This window comes from Pseudolysinimonas kribbensis (assembly GCF_030161895.1).
GTDB lineage: Bacteria > Actinomycetota > Actinomycetes > Actinomycetales > Microbacteriaceae > Pseudolysinimonas > Pseudolysinimonas kribbensis.
Genome location: NZ_BSVB01000001.1, coordinates 1,056,217 through 1,071,954 on the forward strand (window position 1 = coordinate 1,056,217; position 15,738 = coordinate 1,071,954).

Below are 15,738 nucleotides of genomic sequence, written 5' to 3' on the forward strand. Positions count from 1 at the left end.
TCCGCACGGGATGGGGGCCCGCGGCCGCGGCGCCTTCGCGGCGACCGCGGCCGGGACCGTGTCGGCCATGGGTCAGCTCTTGTACGCGGCGGCCGCGGCGGCCTCGAGCTTCTGCTGGACGCCCGCGACGTCGGTCGGGTTCGCGTAGAAGCCGAGCAGGATCTGCCACTCGCCCTGACCCTCGGTGCCGCCGAACGCGCTCGGCGCCAGGTCGGACATGTCGAACTTCAGCACCTTCGCGCTGAGCAGCGCCTGCGCGATCTGCTTGCTCGTGGCATCCGGGTACTTGCCGGTGTCGGCCTTCTGGTTCGGCGAGGTGAAGCCGCCGAGCGGGATCCACGCGTTGGCCGCCTCCGGCATCGCGAGGAACTTCATGAGCGCCATCGTCGCCTTGTCGTCCTTGAACGCCACGGCGACATTGCCGCCGCCCACCACCGACGCGGGCGAGTCGTCGATCGACGGGAAGTCGTAGAACTTCGCCCCCGTGCCGACCTTGGTCTTGGTGTCGCTCGCGATGTTGGTCGCCACGAAGTCGCCCTCGTAGGTCGTCGCGGCCTTCGGGTTGGCGCCGAAGACCTCCGTCACCGCGTCGCCGAAGCTGCGTTGCGCACCGCCCGGCTCGATGTAGTCGGCGCTCCACAGGTCCTTGAGGATGTCCAGGGCCTTGGTCACCGACGGGTCGGTCCACGGGATCTCGTGGTTGGCGAGCTTGTCGTACATGTCACCGCCGGCGGTGCGCAGGTACACGTTCTCGAACCAGTCCGTGAGCGGCCACCCGACATCGGCGCCGATCGACAGGCCCGAGACGCCCGAGTCCTGCAGCGTCTGCATGTCCTTGGTGAACTGGTCCCAGGTCTTCGGCTCGTCGATGCCGGCGTTCTTGTACAGCTGCGTGTTGTACCAGACCGTCGACTTGTTGGAGCCCTTGAACCAGACGCCGTAGGGCTTGCCGTCGACTTTGCCGAGGTCCTGCCAGGTCTGCGAGTAGTTGGCGTCGACGGTCTTCGTCACGCTGCTCGGCAGCGTCTTGAGCGAGCCGTCCGCGGCGAGCTGCTTGAGCAGGCCCGGCTGCGGGATGAGCGACACGTTCGGCGGGTTGCCACCGGTGATCTGCGTGCCCAGCACGGTCGCGACGTTGTTGCCGAGGCTCTTGTAGTCGACCGTGGCGCCGGTCGCCTTCTCGAAGACCTTCAGCACGGCCTCGAAGTCCTTCTGCTCCGCGCCGCTCCAGTCGGCCGAGACGTTGAGCGTCTGGCCCTTCAGGTTCGGGAGGCCGAGGTCGTTCCCGCTCGTGCCGCCGCCCCCGCCTCCGCTGCTGCCGCCACCCGCGCATGCGGCCAGCAGCGTCGCGCTCGCGATCGCGGCGGTCGCGGCGATGATCCGGCGGAATGTCTTCGATGTCATTCGGGCCTCCCTGCCTCATTGCGCTCCAACGCCCGGATCGCGGACGCGGAGGTGCGTTTCGACACTACGTCGGTTTTCTGCGACGTGAGAGAGGGCTCTCAGGAAGCGCGGAGGTAACGAGGTGCGCGGCTCGTCAGGCGACCGTGCTCTGCGCCAGACGCGCGGCCGCGAGCTCCGCGAGCTGCACCGCGTTGAGGGCCGCGCCCTTGCGCAGGTTGTCGTTGGAGATGAAGAACGCGAGACCGCGACCACCGGGCGCACCCTCATCACGACGCAGCCGGCCGACGAGACTGGGGTCGGCGCCGGCGGCGTGGAGCGGGGTGGGCACCTCCTCGAAGCGCACTCCCGGCGCGCCCTCGAGCAGCTCGCGCGCGCGCTCGGGGCTCAGCGGCCGCGCGAACTCGGCGTTGATGCTCAGCGAGTGACCGGTGAAGACCGGCACGCGCACGCACGTGACGCTCACCGGCAGCCCCGGGATCTCGAGGATCTTGCGGCTCTCGTTGCGGAGCTTGTGCTCCTCCACCGTCTCGTTGTCACCGTCATCGACCAGGTCGCCGGCGAAGGGCACGACGTTGAATGCGATCGTCTCGGGGAAGGCGTGGTGCTCGGGGAACTCGACCGCCGAGCCGTCCCGCACGAGGCCGATGGCATCCTGACCCAGCGCCGCCGTCGCCTGCTCGAGCAGCTCGGCACCGCCCACGAGGCCCGCGCCGCTCACCGCCTGGTAGGTGCTGACGATGAGACGGGTGAGGCCGGCCTCCTCGTGCAGGGGCCTGAGCACCGGCATCGCGGCCATGGTCGTGCAGTTCGGGTTGGCGATGATGCCCTTGCGCGCCTCGTCCATCGCGTGCGGGTTGACCTCGCTCACGACGAGCGGCACGTCGGGGTCCATGCGCCAGGCGCTGGAGTTGTCGATGACCAGAACGCCCGCTGCGGCGAAGCGCGGGGCCTGCACGCGGCTCATGGTGGCGCCGGCGCTGAAGATCGCGATGTCGAGGCCGGTCGGGTCGGCCGTGGAGGCGTCCTCGACGACGATCGGCTCGCCGCGGAAGTCGAGGGTGCTGCCGGCACTGCGGGAGCTCGCGAAGAACCGCAGCTCACGGATCGGGAAATCGCGCTCCTCGAGGAGGCGGCGCACGACCGCGCCGACCTGGCCGGTGGCGCCGACGACGCCGAGGCGGACTCCGTCTGTGCTCATGGAACGATCGTACCGGCGCCATCCGGTTGCCGCCGTCGCCGCAGGGACCGGCGCCGCACCTCGGGGTTCAGCGGCCGGTGCCGGCGTACACGACGGCCTCGGCCTCGCCGTCGAGCTCGAACGCCGCGTGGACCACGCGCATCGCCTGCTGGAGAGTGTCGGCCCGGGTGACCACCGAGATGCGGATCTCGCTCGTGGAGATCATCTCGATGTTGATGCCGGCATCCGAGAGCGCGCGGAAGAGCTGCGCCGAGACACCCGCGCTCGAGCGCATGCCCGCCCCGACGACCGAGAGCTTGCCGATCTGATCGTCGAACAGCAGCGCGTCGAAGCCGACGGCGTTCTGCTCGGCGCGCAGCGATGCCAGCACCTTCTCGCCCTCGACCTTGGGCAGCGTGAACGAGATGTCGGTCAGCCCCGTCGAGGCGGCCGAGATGTTCTGCACGATCATGTCGATGTTCGCGCCCGTCTTGGCGACGATCGTGAAGATCTCCGCCGCCTTGCCCGGCACGTCGGGAACGCCCGCGACCGTGATCTTGGCCTCGCTCAGGTCTCCGGCGACGCCGGTGATGATGGGCTCCTCCACGGAGTCTCCTCCTTCGAGTTCACGACCCACGTGCCCTCGTGGTTGTTGAACGACGACCGCACGTGCATCGTCACGCCGTGCCGGCGCGCGTACTCCACGGCCCGGATGTGCAGCACCTTCGCCCCGGACGCCGCGAGCTCCAGCATCTCCTCGCTGGTGACGACGTCGAGCTTGTGGGCCCGGGGCACCACGCGCGGGTCGGCCGTGAAGACGCCGTCGACGTCGGTGTAGATCTCGCACACGTCGGCGCCGAGCGCGGCGGCGAGCGCCACCGCCGTCGTGTCGGAGCCGCCCCGGCCGAGTGTCGTGATGTCACGGCTGTCGCGGTTGAACCCCTGGAAGCCCGCGACGATCGCGATCGCGCCCTCGTCGAGCGCCTCGCGCAGGCGCACCGGGGTGACGTCGACGATCCGGGCGGCCCCGTGCTGCGCATCGGTGATCATGCCCGCCTGACTGCCCGTGTAGGAGCGCGCATCGACGCCCATCGACTTGATGGCCATCGCGAGCAGCGCCATCGAGATGCGCTCGCCGGTCGTGAGCAGCATGTCGAGCTCGCGTGGATCCGGGAACGGGGTGACCTCATGCGCCAGATCGACCAGCTCGTCGGTCGTGTCGCCCATCGCGCTGACGGCGACGACCACCGAGTTGCCCGCCTTGCGGGTTTCGACGATGCGCTTGGCGACGCGCTTGATGCTCTCGGCATCGGCGACCGAAGATCCGCCGAACTTCTGCACGATGAGGCTCATCTGGTCTCCGGGAAGGCGTGCGCGGAGCGCGGGAACGGAGTGCCAGCTTACCGGCGCGCCGATGCCACGATGTCCTCGATCAGCTCGGCCGTCTGCTGCCACGCCGCGACCGACCGCGTCGGGATGCCGAGCGCGACGACCGGGAAATCGTTGCCGTCCGGGTCGAGTCGGTCGCCGATGAAGAGCATGCCGGTGAACGGGATGCCGGTGAGCTCGGCGAGCCTGGCCATCCCGTACGCCTTGTCGATCCCGCGGCGGGTGATGTCGACGCTCGTCGAGCCCCCGGAGCGCACCTCGAGCTCCGGCAGGCGGGCCTGCACCGCCGCGCGGAGGGTGTTCTTCTTCGTGCCGCTCGGGTCCCAGGCCTTCTTCGCCTCGACCGGTGCGGCCTGCCCCAGCGCCGAGAACGTGATCTGCGAACCACGGTCCTCCAGGATCGGGCCCCACGTCTCGGACTCCCAGACGCCGAGGCGTCGGGCCTCCTCCTCGAGGGCCTGCAGCGCCGCCGCCTTCTCGACGTCGGTGAGGTTCTCGGCGTACTGCTGTGCCCAGGCGGCGCCGTCCCAGCGGAAGTACTGCGTTCCGCAGGTCGGCATGAGATGGAGCCGATGGAGCGCATCGCCCGCCGGCAGGTGGGTGAGCACCTGGTCGCGGAACTGCTCGAACCGGCCGCCCGAGATGATGCAGACCTCCGTGACGGCGAGCAGCTCGCCGAGCAGCGTCGCCATCCGGGGATCGATGGGCGACTTCGAGGGGGCGAGCGTGTCATCGAGGTCGAAGGCGACGAGGTGGACGGTCACGATCGTCCAGTATCCCAGGGCACGTGACCGGGATCCTTTGGCCGACGCCGACAAAGCGGCCCGGCGACCGGAACGCGGGTGGCTACCGTGAGCCCATGAGCGACGCCGACACGACGACCGACGCGAGGCCGGGCTGGGGTGAGGAGCGCAGCCTCACCGTGCGCTGGAACGACCCGGCCCCCGTGCTGGGCGTCGCGCGCACGATGACCGGGCTCTCCTACATGGAGGGCCTGCGCGACGGGATCTACCCGCCTCCGCCGATCGCGCAGCTGCTCGGGATGAGCATCGAGACGGTCGCGAGGGGCGAGGTGGTCTTCACGGTCGATCCGCACGAGAGCCAGTACAACCCGCTCGGCGTCGTGCACGGGGGCGTCGCCTGCACGGTGCTCGACACGGTCGTCGGCTGTGCCGTCCACACGACCCTCGAACTCGGGTGGTTCTACACGTCCATCGACCTCAACGTCAGCTACCTGCGTCCGTTCACCCTGGCGACGGGGCAGCTGCGGGTCACGGGCCGGGTGACCAAGCCCGGCAGGCGCGTCGCCTTCGCCGAGGCCGTCGCGGTGGATGCCGAGGGTCGCGAGATCGCGACCGCGACGAGCTCGCTGCTCGTGATGGCACCGGAGCGCGGCTAGATGTACCGGGCCATGACTTTGGTGCCGTTGCGGGTCTTGTGAAACGGGAGGACCTCCGGGCTTAGTGGAGATGTCTGACGTCTCTACGACCACACGGAGGTCCTTGTGTCTCACGCTAATGCGCATCTGACGTTTCACGGTCGGCTGCTGATCGTCCGCCGCCGCGAAGCTGGCTGGGCGCAAGCTCATATTGCTGCGGCGATGGGCTGCTCCCGCAAGACCGTCCGCTACTGGCTGGCCCGGTTCGCCGTTGAAGGCGACGCCGGGTTGCACGATCGCTCGACACGGCCTCGGACCTCGCCCAGTCGGTTGCCGGCGTCCGCGGAGGCGGTGATCGTCGAGCTGCGCACGACCGAGCAGCTCGGCCGCGACGAGATCGCCGCGCGCACGGGCATCGCACCTCGGACGGTGTCCCGGGTGATCGCCCGGCACGGTCTGCCGCCTCTGGCGGCGCTGGACCCGATGACCGGGCAGGTGATCCGCTCCTCGAAGCAGACCGCCATGCGCTACGAGCGGGAACGGCCCGGCGAGCTGGTCCACATGGACGTGAAGAAGCTCGGCCGCATCCCGGACGGCGGCGGCTGGAGAGCTCTGGGGCGCGGCGCGGGCGACCACAGAGACCGGAAGAACGGCACCGGTTACGACTACGTCCACTCCCTCGTCGACGATCACAGCCGCCTGGCCTACTCCGAGATCCACCCCGACGAACGTGGGCAGACCTGCGCCGCGTTCCTGGCCCGCGCCCTGGACCACTTCGCCGCTCACGGCATCACCCGTGTCGAGCGGCTGATGACCGACAACGCCTGGGCCTACCGCTGGTCACTACGGGAACTCTGCGCGGCCCGGAACATCCGGCAGGTGTTCATCCGACCGCACTGCCCTTGGCAAAACGGCAAGGTCGAGCGCTTCAACCGCACCCTGCAGACCGAGTGGGCCTACCGACAGCCCTTCACCTCGAACGACGAACGATCCGCCGCGCTTGACCCCTGGCTCGAGCACTACAACACTGAACGACGCCACTCAGCCCTCAACGGCCAACCCCCGATCAGCCGACTGACACCAAAGTGCTGACCCGGTACATCTAGAGCTCCCGCTGCTCCGGCAGGAGGTCGAGCCCGAACGCCTCCGCGACCGCACGGACGTCGGCGAGGTCGTCGGCGTCGAGCGGATACCCGGAATGGAACGGGATCACCCACTCGGCCGCGATGCAGTCGACCTCGACGCCGCCGATGCGGCCGCGCCCGGTCAGGCTGGCGCGCGGATAGGCGATGCCGATCAACGCCTCCGGCTCATCGCCGGCGAACTCGTACAGGTGCACGTCGACGGCTCCGTCGGGCGACGCGAAGACGGGATTGTGCTCCGGGTGACCCGGTTGCGCACGGTAGCCCAGCGCCACCAGGGCCGACTCCATCCGCTCCTCGCTCGCGATCGGGACCGCGAGGTCGAGGTCGCCGTGCTGCCGCGTCTGGCGGCCGAGGAGCGCGTCGACGCCCCAGCCGCCGTCGACGTGCACGCCGAGCCCGTCGAGGGCGGCGAGCACCCGCAGCACCTCGGCCTCGGTCACGCCTCGACGACGCGACGGCCCTCGAAGGCGCGCCCGAGCGTCACCTCGTCCGCATACTCGAGGTCTCCGCCGACCGGGAGGCCGGACGCGAGGCGCGTGACCGTCAGCCCCGGCTGCACGAGCAGACGCGACAGGTAGGTCGCGGTCGCCTCGCCCTCGAGGTTGGGGTCGGTCGCGATGATGACCTCGTCGACGCTGCCGTCGGCCAGCCGCTTCATCAGCTGCGCGAACCGGAGGTCGTTCGGGCCGATCCCGTCGATCGGGCTGAGCGCGCCGCCGAGCACGTGATAGAGCCCGCGGAACTCGCGCGTACGCTCGATGGCGGCCACGTCCTTCGCCTCCTCCACGACGCAGATGACGTTCTGCGCGCGTCGCGGGTCGCGGCAGATCGAGCAGGTCTCCTGCTCGGCGACGTTGCCGCAGATCGCGCAGAAGTGCACCTTGTCGCGCACCTCCATGAGGATCTGCGCGAGCCGCGTCGTGTCGAAGCTCTCGGTCTGCAGGATGTGGAACGCGATGCGCTGCGCCGACTTGGGTCCGATGCCGGGCAGGCGGCCGAGCTCGTCGATCAGCTCCTGGACGATGCCCTCGTACGCCACTAGCGGTCTTCCTCGGCGACCGGCGGCACGTCGTCGGGCGCGACGTCGAACGTGACCGGCGCGTCGCGCGGTGCGAGCTGCTGCTCCTCGATGAACTCCGCCTTGAGGAGCTCACGGACCACGGCCTCGCCGTAGCGGTTGCCGGACGTGGCCGGGCGGGATCCGGTGCGGCGCGCGCCCGCGTCGGCGGCAGCGGGCTCGGCGGAACGGGATGCCGTCGTCGACGCCGGGGCGGGACGCGGTGCGGCGGAGGGACCCGCCGGGGGCGCGGCCGCCGGCTCGTCGTCGTAGGACGCCGGGATCGACACGACCGCCCAGCCGTCGGCGTCGATCTGAGCCTTCGGGGGCGCGGACGCCTCGGGCTCCTGCACCTCCGGCTCCTGCACCTCAGGCTCCCGCACGTCCGTCTCCGAAGCGGCCTCCCGCGGCGTCGCGGTCTCGGGGGCGTCGGCCTCCCGGGCGTCGCCTTCCGGGACGTCGGGCGCCGTCGGCTCGGCAGCACGTGCCGAAGCCGCGTCGGCACCGTCCTCGACCCGCGGGAGGAACTTCACCCGGAGGCCGAGCACGTCGGCGATCGCGGAGCGCAAGTGCTCGCTGACGCTCTCGGTCGCGCCGGGGCGCGGTCGGAATCCCGCGACGTCGTTCTGACTGCGGAAGCCGAGCGTCAGGACGTCGTCGTCGAGCGCGCGCGGCGTCGCGGTGTAGACGACGAGCCAGGAACCGCGGCTCGCCCTCTGCACCACCTCGAGGATCTCGGGCCAGGCGTCGCGGAGCTGCTGCAGGGTCACCGGCGGCGGCTCCGCTTCGGAGACGACGCCCCGGGGCGCCTGCGCCGTGGAACCGGAGTCGGCGACCGCCTCCACGGGATCGCCATCGGGACGAGGGCTCTCGGCGGGATTCCGGGACGCGTCCGGCCGCGCCGGGCGCTCCTCGACCCGCGGTCGCTCACCTCCCGGCCGCTCGGCGCGCGGCTGCTCCGCGCCCTCGATGCCCACGCGGCGCTCGAGACGCTCCAGACGGGCGAGTGCGCCACGGTCCGTGTCATCGGCGGCCGGGACGAGCAGCCGCGCGATCATGAGCTCCAGATGCAGTCGCGGCGAGGTGGCGCCCGTCATCTCGGTCAGGGCCGTATTGGCGACGTCGGCGGCGCGCGACAACTCGGCGCCGCCGAACGCGGTGGCCTGCACGCCCATCCGGTCGATCTCGTCCTGCGGTACGCCGCGCAGCACCGCCCCCGCACCGTCGCGGGTCGCCGCCACGACGATGAGGTCGCGCAGGCGCTCGAGCAGGTCCTCGACGAACCGACGCGGATCCTGGCCCGTCTGGATGACGCGGTCGATCGCGCCGAACGCGGCGGGGGCGTCGGCGGCGCCGATGGCGTCGACCACCTCGTCGAGCAGCGCGGCGTGCGTGTAGCCGAGCAACCCGACGGCGCGCTCGTACTCGACGGTGCTGCCCTCGGAGCCGGCGATGAGCTGGTCGAGCAGCGAGAGCGTGTCGCGCACCGACCCTCCCCGGCGCGCACCACGAGCGGGAGCACGCCGGGCTGCACCTCGACGCTCTCCGACTCGCAGAGCCGCTGCAGGTATTCGAGCATCTGGGCCGGCGGCACGAGCCGGAACGGGTAGTGGTGCGTGCGCGAGCGGATGGTGCCGATGACCTTCTCGGGCTCGGTCGTCGCGAAGATGAACTTCACGTGCTCCGGCGGTTCTTCGACGATCTTCAGCAGTGCATTGAAGCCCTGCGGCGTCACCATGTGCGCCTCGTCGAGGATGAAGATCTTGTACCGGTCGCGCGCGGGCGCGAACACCGCCCTTTCGCGGAGGTCGCGGGCGTCGTCGACGCCGTTGTGCGACGCCGCGTCGATCTCCACGACATCCAGCGACCCGCCGCCGTCGCGCCCGAGCTCGACACACGAGGCGCAGACGCCGCACGGGGTGTCGGTCGGCCCCTGGGCGCAGTTGAGGCAGCGCGCGAGGATGCGTGCCGACGTCGTCTTGCCGCAGCCGCGCGGACCGGAGAACAGATAGGCGTGATTGACCCGGTCGGTGCGCAGCGCGGTGCGCAGCGGCTCGGTCACCTGGCTCTGCCCGATCAGCTCCGCGAACGTCTCCGGTCGGTAGCGACGGTAGAGGGCGGTGACCACCCCTCAGGCTAGTCGGGCGCGCCGACGGCGGCCGGGCGGGATCCCACGGGCAGCCGGCTCCGCAGACGCGCGAGATACGGACGCACGAGCCCGATGAACCAGCGCCAGGTCTCGTCGCGCACGAACAGGAAGTCGACGGCGATCATCGCGAGCGAGAAGGGCCACAGCCCGAGGAACAGGCCGATGCCCAGATGGACGCCGGTGACACCGATGAGCGCGACGATCCTCGTCGGGCGCCAGACCAGGAACACCGGGAACAGCAGCTGCAGGCCCATGGTGGCGTAGGTGAGGAGGTGGACCGGCACATCCCAGGCGGTCACGAGCTGGCTGAGCCACGGGTACGGGCGGAACACGTCGAGCACCAACGAGTAGTAGGTCGCGGTGCCGTTCTTCCACTCCAATCCCTGGAACTTCAGGAGCGCCGAGGTCGCGTACACGAGGAGGATCTGCCACAGACACAGCACCAGCGCCGTGTTGTGCAGCAGATTGCCGGCCCACGCCGGCGCCCAGGACGACGCGACCGCGGCCCTGCGCGGCCGCCGGCGCCTCAGCCAGGAGTCCAGCGACCAGTGCTGCGTCATGTCGGCGAACAGGGCGAACAGGAGGGTCACCCGCATGATCGTGTCGCCGCCGTTCGTCAGCAGGGTGCTGTTGACCTCGAGGCCGATCCAGAACAGCAGGAGGAAGGGTGCGACCCAGCGCGTCCTCCACCCGATGACGAAGAGCACGGCCAGCGCCGCCAGCAGGTAGTAGGCCACATCGAACACGACGACGTTGCTCTTGATGAAGATCGCCTCGAAGAACCACGGATACCCGCGGTTGTCGGCGACCGGGTCGATGAAGCGGGACCCCACGCCCCACAGGTACTGGCGATCGGCCCAGGAGCCGGCGAGAACGATGAGCACGATGACGCCGTAGGTGATGCGGAACATCGCCCAGCTGTACGACGCATGCTTGCTGCCCAGCACCCACGACAGCGTCGTGTCGAGTGTGCGGCCGATGAAACCCCGGGGCTCGCGCTCCGACGGTGTCGCCTCATCCCCGGCCGGCTGGTCGGTGTCCACCTCAGTGCTCATGGCGGCCTCCCGATCGCGCGACGAAGTCGCGGAAGGCGGCGAGCGAGTCGGCGTCGAGCTTCTGGTCGGCCTCCCGCCAGCCGAAGGCCCGCGTCTCCGCCGGGAACTGCCGGGCCGAGGAGGCGCGGTGCGCGAAATCGTTGGGCCGGTGGTAGACGATGCGCCAGCGCACGCGCTCCGCCTTCCGGCCGAAGTACGCGGTCGCGAGCAGGGTCGAGTACTGCACCATCACGTCGTCGTATTGCAGAAGGGATCGCACCGCAGCCGGGTTGTGCCCCAGCGAGTTCAGCTGCGCCGTGAGCTGCGGGTCCGTCCGCTCCGTGTACTGGTCGTCGCCGACGCGGCGGATGAAGGTGTTCAGCACCACCTCCTGCTGATCGCGATCGAGGGCGAGGAAGCGCGTGTTGTAGGCCCGGATGAGGTTCCAGGACTGCTTGACCGCCCGTGACGGCGACGGCTGACCGGCCACATCCGCCAGCTCGAGCTTCGTGGCCGAGAACCACCCGCTCTTCACGAGCCGGCCGGACCCGTCACGCCATTGCGCAGCGATCTCGAGCTCGATGTTGGTCTTCAGGATGTTCGGCGCGAAGACGTTCCAGCTCTGCGTGAAGTAGGGGCTGGCGGTCGACCGCAGCCCGGTGGTAACCCGCTTGAACGGGTCAGCCCCCGGATCGGAGAAGGACAGGCTCGTTGCGACGTAGACGCCGACGAGCACAACCGCGGCGCCCGCCGCGAAGCGGGCGCCGCGAGTGTGTGTCATCAGTGCTGCGAGGCCTTCCGGCGGGCCAGCACGGCGACGCCGGCACCAGCGAGAAGCATCAGCAGCGCCAGGCCGCCGAGCCACGTCACGTCGTCCGACCCGGTGACGGCGAGGCTGCCATCGGGGTCACCCGCCGTGTCGGCAGCGGTGTCCGCCGCCGTGTCGGCTGCCGTGTCGGCTGCGGTGTCCGCGTCCGTCGCGTCCGCGTCGACGTCGGTGTCACTCGGGGCATCCGCGTCGGTGTCAGCAGCGTCCGCGTCGGCGGCGGTCGCGTCGGTATCGGCATCCGCCGCCGCCGCGTCGGTGCCCAGCACCGAAGCGGAGGCCAGGTTGATCGTGCCGAGGGCCGTGCCCGGAAGCAGACCGATCGAGAGCGCGCGCACCGTGAACGAGCCCGCACCCAGATCGCCGACGGCCGGCTGGACGTTGACGGTCAGGCCGACGACCTCGTTCACCGCGGCGACGACCGGGCCCAACAGCCCATTGAGCGAACTCAGGATGGGACCGGTCGCCGTGTTGACCGTGCCGGAGAGCGTCCCCAGGAGGGTGTCGCCCGCCGTGCCGAGAGCGCTGGTCAGCAGACCCACGACCGTGTCGAGCAAGGGGTTCCCGGTCGTCACCGTCGGGTCGGCAACGGTTCCGCCGACCGTGAGGCCACCGCTGATGACGCCGCCGAGGAGAGTGGCGGTCAGGTTGCCGGAGATCGGGAGCGAGGCACTCGTGAGGTTCGTCACGAACTGCTGGACCACCGCCTGCGCGGCGGCGACGATGCCCGCGGTGATCTGCGGGGTGTAGTCGGCCAGGTTCGTGTTCGCCGGCAGGTTGTTGATGTCGATCCCCTGCGACTGCAGCAGCGCCTCGAGGTCCACGGCGATGGTGCCGTTGGCGAGGTCGATCGTCACGCCGTTGGTCGGGACCGTGGTGACCAGGTCGCTGACCGTGGGAAGCGTGACCGACACGGAGCCCGAGAGACTCGCCAGCCCCAGGGCGTCGAGATCCAGGCTGTTGTTCAGAGCGGTGTTGATCGTGGTCTGGAGATCCGAGAGGACCCCGTCGAGCTGATCCGACAGCGCACCCACGGCCGGCGACCCGAGCGAGAACCCGAGGTCACTGATCAGGTAGTGGCTGTCCGGCACTCCGCCGCCGACCTGCGATGCGGTCGCCGCGAGGTGTCCGGTGTTCAGCGAGAGGTCGCTGAGCACGTCGCTCGCCCCGTTGACCTGACCGATCAGGCCGTCGAGCGAGAGCGTCGCGTCGGCGAAGTCGGAGTCGGTGTTCGGGTCGATGGCAATGGCACCCTCGTCCGTCACGGCACCCGAGCCGGCCGTCGCCGTGCCGTCGTCCTGAGCGGTCGCCCGCTGCGCCACGGCGCCGAGCGTCAGGATCCCGTTGTCGCCGCCCAGGTTGCCGAGGTCGGTGCCGCCCAGCTGAAGTGGGACGTTGATGCTGTTCAGCAGCGTCGCCGAGATCGGCTGGTTCGCGTCCGGGTGGACGCCGTTCGGGTTATCCGCGCTCGCCGGCGTGATCTCGACGATGTTGGCCAGATCGGTGCCCGCGACCGTGCCGCTGAGGAACTGGCCGAGGCCTTGCGACACGGAAGGCGTGGCTGCGTTGGCGGCCAGGCCGCTCGCCCCCGCGATTCCGAGCGCCACGACGCCGACTCCGGCGAGCGCGGCTCGCCACTTCTTGCGCTCGGGCTTGCCGAGCAGGACTGAATTCGTCACCGATTTCCCCCAAGTGATTCGGATACACACGTGTCGCGCACCCCCAGACACGGCGCCAGACAATTCCTCACGCTAGGTGATACGTCGCCGAGAGTCCAGATGTTTTAAAGTATTCTTCAATAGTTAACTAAACTAACGATCGCTCGCATCCGATCGCACCATCAACCGAACACCGCGCCGGGTGGGCTAACCTTGAGCCGGCTCCCCGCGTGGCGCCATCCAGGCCAACTCCCCCAGGGCGGAGACGCAGCAAGGGTAACCGGGCTCTGGCGGGTGCGCGGGGGTCCTCTCTTCCGGGGAGACCAACCAGGAGGATTCGCCTAGTGGCCTATGGCGCACGCTTGGAAAGCGTGTTGGGTGCAAGCCCTCGGGGGTTCGAATCCCCCATCCTCCGCTCACGTCACCACGTGTCGGGTGCTCGCACAGCGCCCGCACCGGGGTTCGAATCCCCCATCCTCCGCTCACGTCACCACGTGTCGGGTGCTCGCACAGCGCCCGCACCGGGGTTCGAATCCCCCATCCTCCGCTCACGACGAAACGGGCCGATGACGTGGGGCCGTCGATGACGGAGCCCTCGGACGCCCCCGTCGTGCGGGTGCGCCCACGGACGGGGCTGCTCTGGACGGCGGTCCTGACCCTGCTTCTCGTGACCTCTCCCCTGTACGGGGCCCTCTACTGGTTCGCGATCCCGCACGGGCAGCTGCTCCCGACGCTGTCGGGGCACATCGTGATCGTGCTCGTCGGCATCGCGATCGGGATGCGGCAGCTCGCGGTGTTCGCCGAGGTCCGCGGCGGCCTGCTGCGGGGTAACGGCATCTTCAGTCCGCTGATCGAGGTCGAGGTGTCGCGCATCGCCTCCGTCGACCTGGTGGCCACCTATGTCGGGCTCCGGCCGAACCCGGTGCAGCAACTGCTGGTGCGCGATGCGTCCGGCCGTCGCCTGTTCCGGATGCGCGGCAACTTCTGGCCCGCCAGCGACCTCGTGCGGCTGGCGGCCGCCCTGCCCGTGCCGACCACCGTGACGGCGGAGCCGATCGACGTGAAGGACTTCTTCCGCCGGTATCCGGGCAGCGCGTACTGGTTCGAGAACCGGCCGGCCGTCACCGCGGTCGGGATCGTGCTCGGGCTCGCCGCCGTCGCCGCGGTCGCGGCGGGCGCGATCGCGCTGGCCGGCGAGCCGTTCGCGATCTGAGCGGTCAGACCGCGCCCGGCACCTCGACCGATCCGGTGTCGTCGCTGACGACACCGTGCCGCAGCGGCCGCACCAGTATCCAGAGCGAGGCGAGGGCGACCACCGACGTCGCCGCGATGACGATCCCGGTGTTCGCGGGCGTCACCCCGATCAGTCCGACCACGGGCGAGACCGCGCCGGCCAGGCCGAAGTTCGCCGCCCCCAGCAGCGAGGCCGCCGTCCCCGCTTCGCGTCCATGCCCGGCGAGGGCGAGCACCTGCACCGTGGGGAACGTGAGTCCTGCAGAGGTGACGAGCACGAAGAACGGGATCGCGACCGCCAGAAGCGGAGGATCGCCGAGCCCGTCGAGCACGAGCGCGCCCGCCGCCAGCAGGATCAGCGGCAGGCTGACGACCAGGATGCGTGACGGTGCCACCCGCCGCATGATGCGCGACGCCGACTGCGACGCCACGACGAGCCCGACGGAGTTGATCCCGAACACGAGCCCGAACTCCTGGGCGCTCAGGTGGTATCCGTCCTGGAAGATGAACGGCGATGCCGAGAGATAGGTGAAGACACCCGAGAAGGTCATGCCGCCGATGAACGCGACCCCGATGAAGACCCGATCATGGAAGAGGGCGGCATACCGCTGACGCGTCGTCGCGTGACCCGACATGTGACGCAACTCGGCGGGCAGCGTCTCGCGCACCAGGACGATCGCGGTCAGCAGGATCACGGCGCCGTACCCGGCGAGGCACCAGAACACGCCGCGCCAGTCGAGCACGGCCAGCAGCTGCGATCCGATGACGGGCGCCAGGATCGGCGCGAGCCCGCTCACGAGCGCGAGGCGGGACAGCATCCGGATCAGCGGCTGGCCCCCGAACAGATCGCGCACCATCGCCATCGCGACGACGCCGCCGCCCGCCGCGCCGACGCCCTGCACGACGCGGAGCGCGATGAGCAGCGGCACGCTCGGGGCGAGCGCGACCGCGACGCTCGCGACGACGTGCAACGCCGTCGCGAGCAGGAGCGGCACGCGGCGCCCGACCCGGTCGCTCAGCGGGCCGACGAGCAGCTGCCCGAGGCCGAAGCCGACGGTCGTCGCCGTGAGCGTGAGCTGGATCTGACTGTCGGGCGCGTGGAATTCCGCGGCGACCCGTGGAAACGAGGGCAGGTACAGGTCGATGGTGAAGGGCCCGAGGGCGACGAGTGCTCCGAGCGCGACGACGTAGAGGATCCGTCGGCCGCGCGAGAGCGCGTCGCCCGGGTGGGAGACCGTGGTCACGTGGTCCTTGCCGAGCGGAGAGGATGGCGATGGAGCCGTGCGGC

The 15,738-nt window shown here is 70.2% G+C and carries 12 protein-coding genes, 1 tRNA gene, 1 other RNA gene and 2 pseudogenes; 5 read left to right on the forward strand and 11 right to left on the reverse strand.

From position 1 onward, the window contains the following. Nucleotides 1-72 precede the first annotated feature (72 nt). The 4 genes and pseudogenes from QQK35_RS05845 to QQK35_RS05860 all read right to left on the reverse strand — a co-directional run bounded on the left by QQK35_RS05845 (nt 73) and on the right by QQK35_RS05860 (nt 4,737). Nucleotides 73-1,404, reverse strand: coding sequence for an ABC transporter substrate-binding protein (locus tag QQK35_RS05845; RefSeq protein ID WP_284253336.1), 1,332 nt, complete (start codon nt 1,402-1,404; stop codon nt 73-75). 133 nt (nt 1,405-1,537) lie between these two features. Next, nucleotides 1,538-2,602, reverse strand: a complete 1,065-nt coding sequence (locus tag QQK35_RS05850; protein WP_284253337.1) for an aspartate-semialdehyde dehydrogenase — start codon at nt 2,600-2,602, stop codon at nt 1,538-1,540. Between the two features lie 67 nt (nt 2,603-2,669). Then, nucleotides 2,670-3,934: pseudogene (locus QQK35_RS05855) on the reverse strand (aspartate kinase). A gap of 47 nt (nt 3,935-3,981) precedes the next feature. Further along, on the reverse strand, nt 3,982-4,737 hold the full coding sequence (locus QQK35_RS05860; RefSeq protein ID WP_284255614.1) for an HAD-IIB family hydrolase: 756 nt from the start codon (nt 4,735-4,737) through the stop codon (nt 3,982-3,984). A gap of 92 nt (nt 4,738-4,829) precedes the next feature. Between QQK35_RS05860 and QQK35_RS05865 the strand changes: the two genes are divergently transcribed. Beyond that, complete coding sequence (locus QQK35_RS05865) at nt 4,830-5,369, forward strand: PaaI family thioesterase (protein ID WP_284253338.1); 540 nt, start codon at nt 4,830-4,832, stop codon at nt 5,367-5,369. Nucleotides 5,370-5,474: 105 nt separating this feature from the next. Beyond that, complete coding sequence (locus tag QQK35_RS05870) at nt 5,475-6,440, forward strand: IS481 family transposase (protein ID WP_284253339.1); 966 nt, start codon at nt 5,475-5,477, stop codon at nt 6,438-6,440. Nucleotides 6,441-6,450: 10 nt separating this feature from the next. Here the strand turns inward: QQK35_RS05870 and QQK35_RS05875 are convergent, their stop codons facing one another. The 6 genes and pseudogenes from QQK35_RS05875 to QQK35_RS05900 all read right to left on the reverse strand — a co-directional run bounded on the left by QQK35_RS05875 (nt 6,451) and on the right by QQK35_RS05900 (nt 13,238). Next, the gene (locus QQK35_RS05875) at nt 6,451-6,933 is read right to left on the reverse strand and encodes a nucleotidyltransferase domain-containing protein (RefSeq protein WP_284253340.1); all 483 of its coding nucleotides are present in this window, start codon (nt 6,931-6,933) and stop codon (nt 6,451-6,453) included. Then, nucleotides 6,930-7,532, reverse strand: coding sequence for a recombination mediator RecR (gene recR, locus QQK35_RS05880; RefSeq protein WP_284253341.1), 603 nt, complete (start codon nt 7,530-7,532; stop codon nt 6,930-6,932). Before recR ends, QQK35_RS05875 begins: the two co-directional genes overlap by 4 nt. Further along, a pseudogene (locus tag QQK35_RS05885) lies at nt 7,532-9,678 on the reverse strand (DNA polymerase III subunit gamma and tau). Before QQK35_RS05885 ends, recR begins: the two are co-directional and overlap by 1 nt. A gap of 8 nt (nt 9,679-9,686) precedes the next feature. Next, nucleotides 9,687-10,754 carry an HTTM domain-containing protein gene (locus QQK35_RS05890; RefSeq protein ID WP_284253342.1) on the reverse strand — a complete coding sequence of 356 codons (1,068 nt, stop codon included), beginning with the start codon at nt 10,752-10,754 and terminating at the stop codon, nt 9,687-9,689. After that, nucleotides 10,744-11,514, reverse strand: coding sequence for a DUF5819 family protein (locus QQK35_RS05895; protein WP_284253343.1), 771 nt, complete (start codon nt 11,512-11,514; stop codon nt 10,744-10,746). Before QQK35_RS05895 ends, QQK35_RS05890 begins: the two co-directional genes overlap by 11 nt. Further along, a complete protein-coding gene (locus QQK35_RS05900) occupies nt 11,514-13,238 on the reverse strand; it encodes a choice-of-anchor G family protein (RefSeq protein WP_284253344.1) in 1,725 nt (574 codons plus the stop codon). Before QQK35_RS05900 ends, QQK35_RS05895 begins: the two co-directional genes overlap by 1 nt. Before the next feature lie 196 nt (nt 13,239-13,434). Here QQK35_RS05900 and ffs point away from each other — a divergent pair. The 3 genes from ffs (at nt 13,435) to QQK35_RS05915 (ending at nt 14,430) form a co-directional block, all read left to right on the forward strand. Then, nucleotides 13,435-13,531, forward strand: an RNA gene (gene ffs / locus QQK35_RS05905) — signal recognition particle sRNA small type. A gap of 16 nt (nt 13,532-13,547) precedes the next feature. Further along, nucleotides 13,548-13,632, forward strand: a tRNA-Ser gene (locus tag QQK35_RS05910). A gap of 168 nt (nt 13,633-13,800) precedes the next feature. Continuing rightward, a complete protein-coding gene (locus tag QQK35_RS05915; RefSeq protein ID WP_284253345.1) occupies nt 13,801-14,430 on the forward strand; it encodes a hypothetical protein in 630 nt (209 codons plus the stop codon). Between the two features lie 4 nt (nt 14,431-14,434). On the opposite strand, the gene QQK35_RS05920 is transcribed toward QQK35_RS05915, so the two are convergent. After that, nucleotides 14,435-15,694 (reverse strand): multidrug effflux MFS transporter, encoded by a 1,260-nt coding sequence (locus QQK35_RS05920; protein ID WP_284253346.1) that lies wholly within the window; start codon nt 15,692-15,694, stop codon nt 14,435-14,437. Nucleotides 15,695-15,738 lie beyond the last annotated feature (44 nt).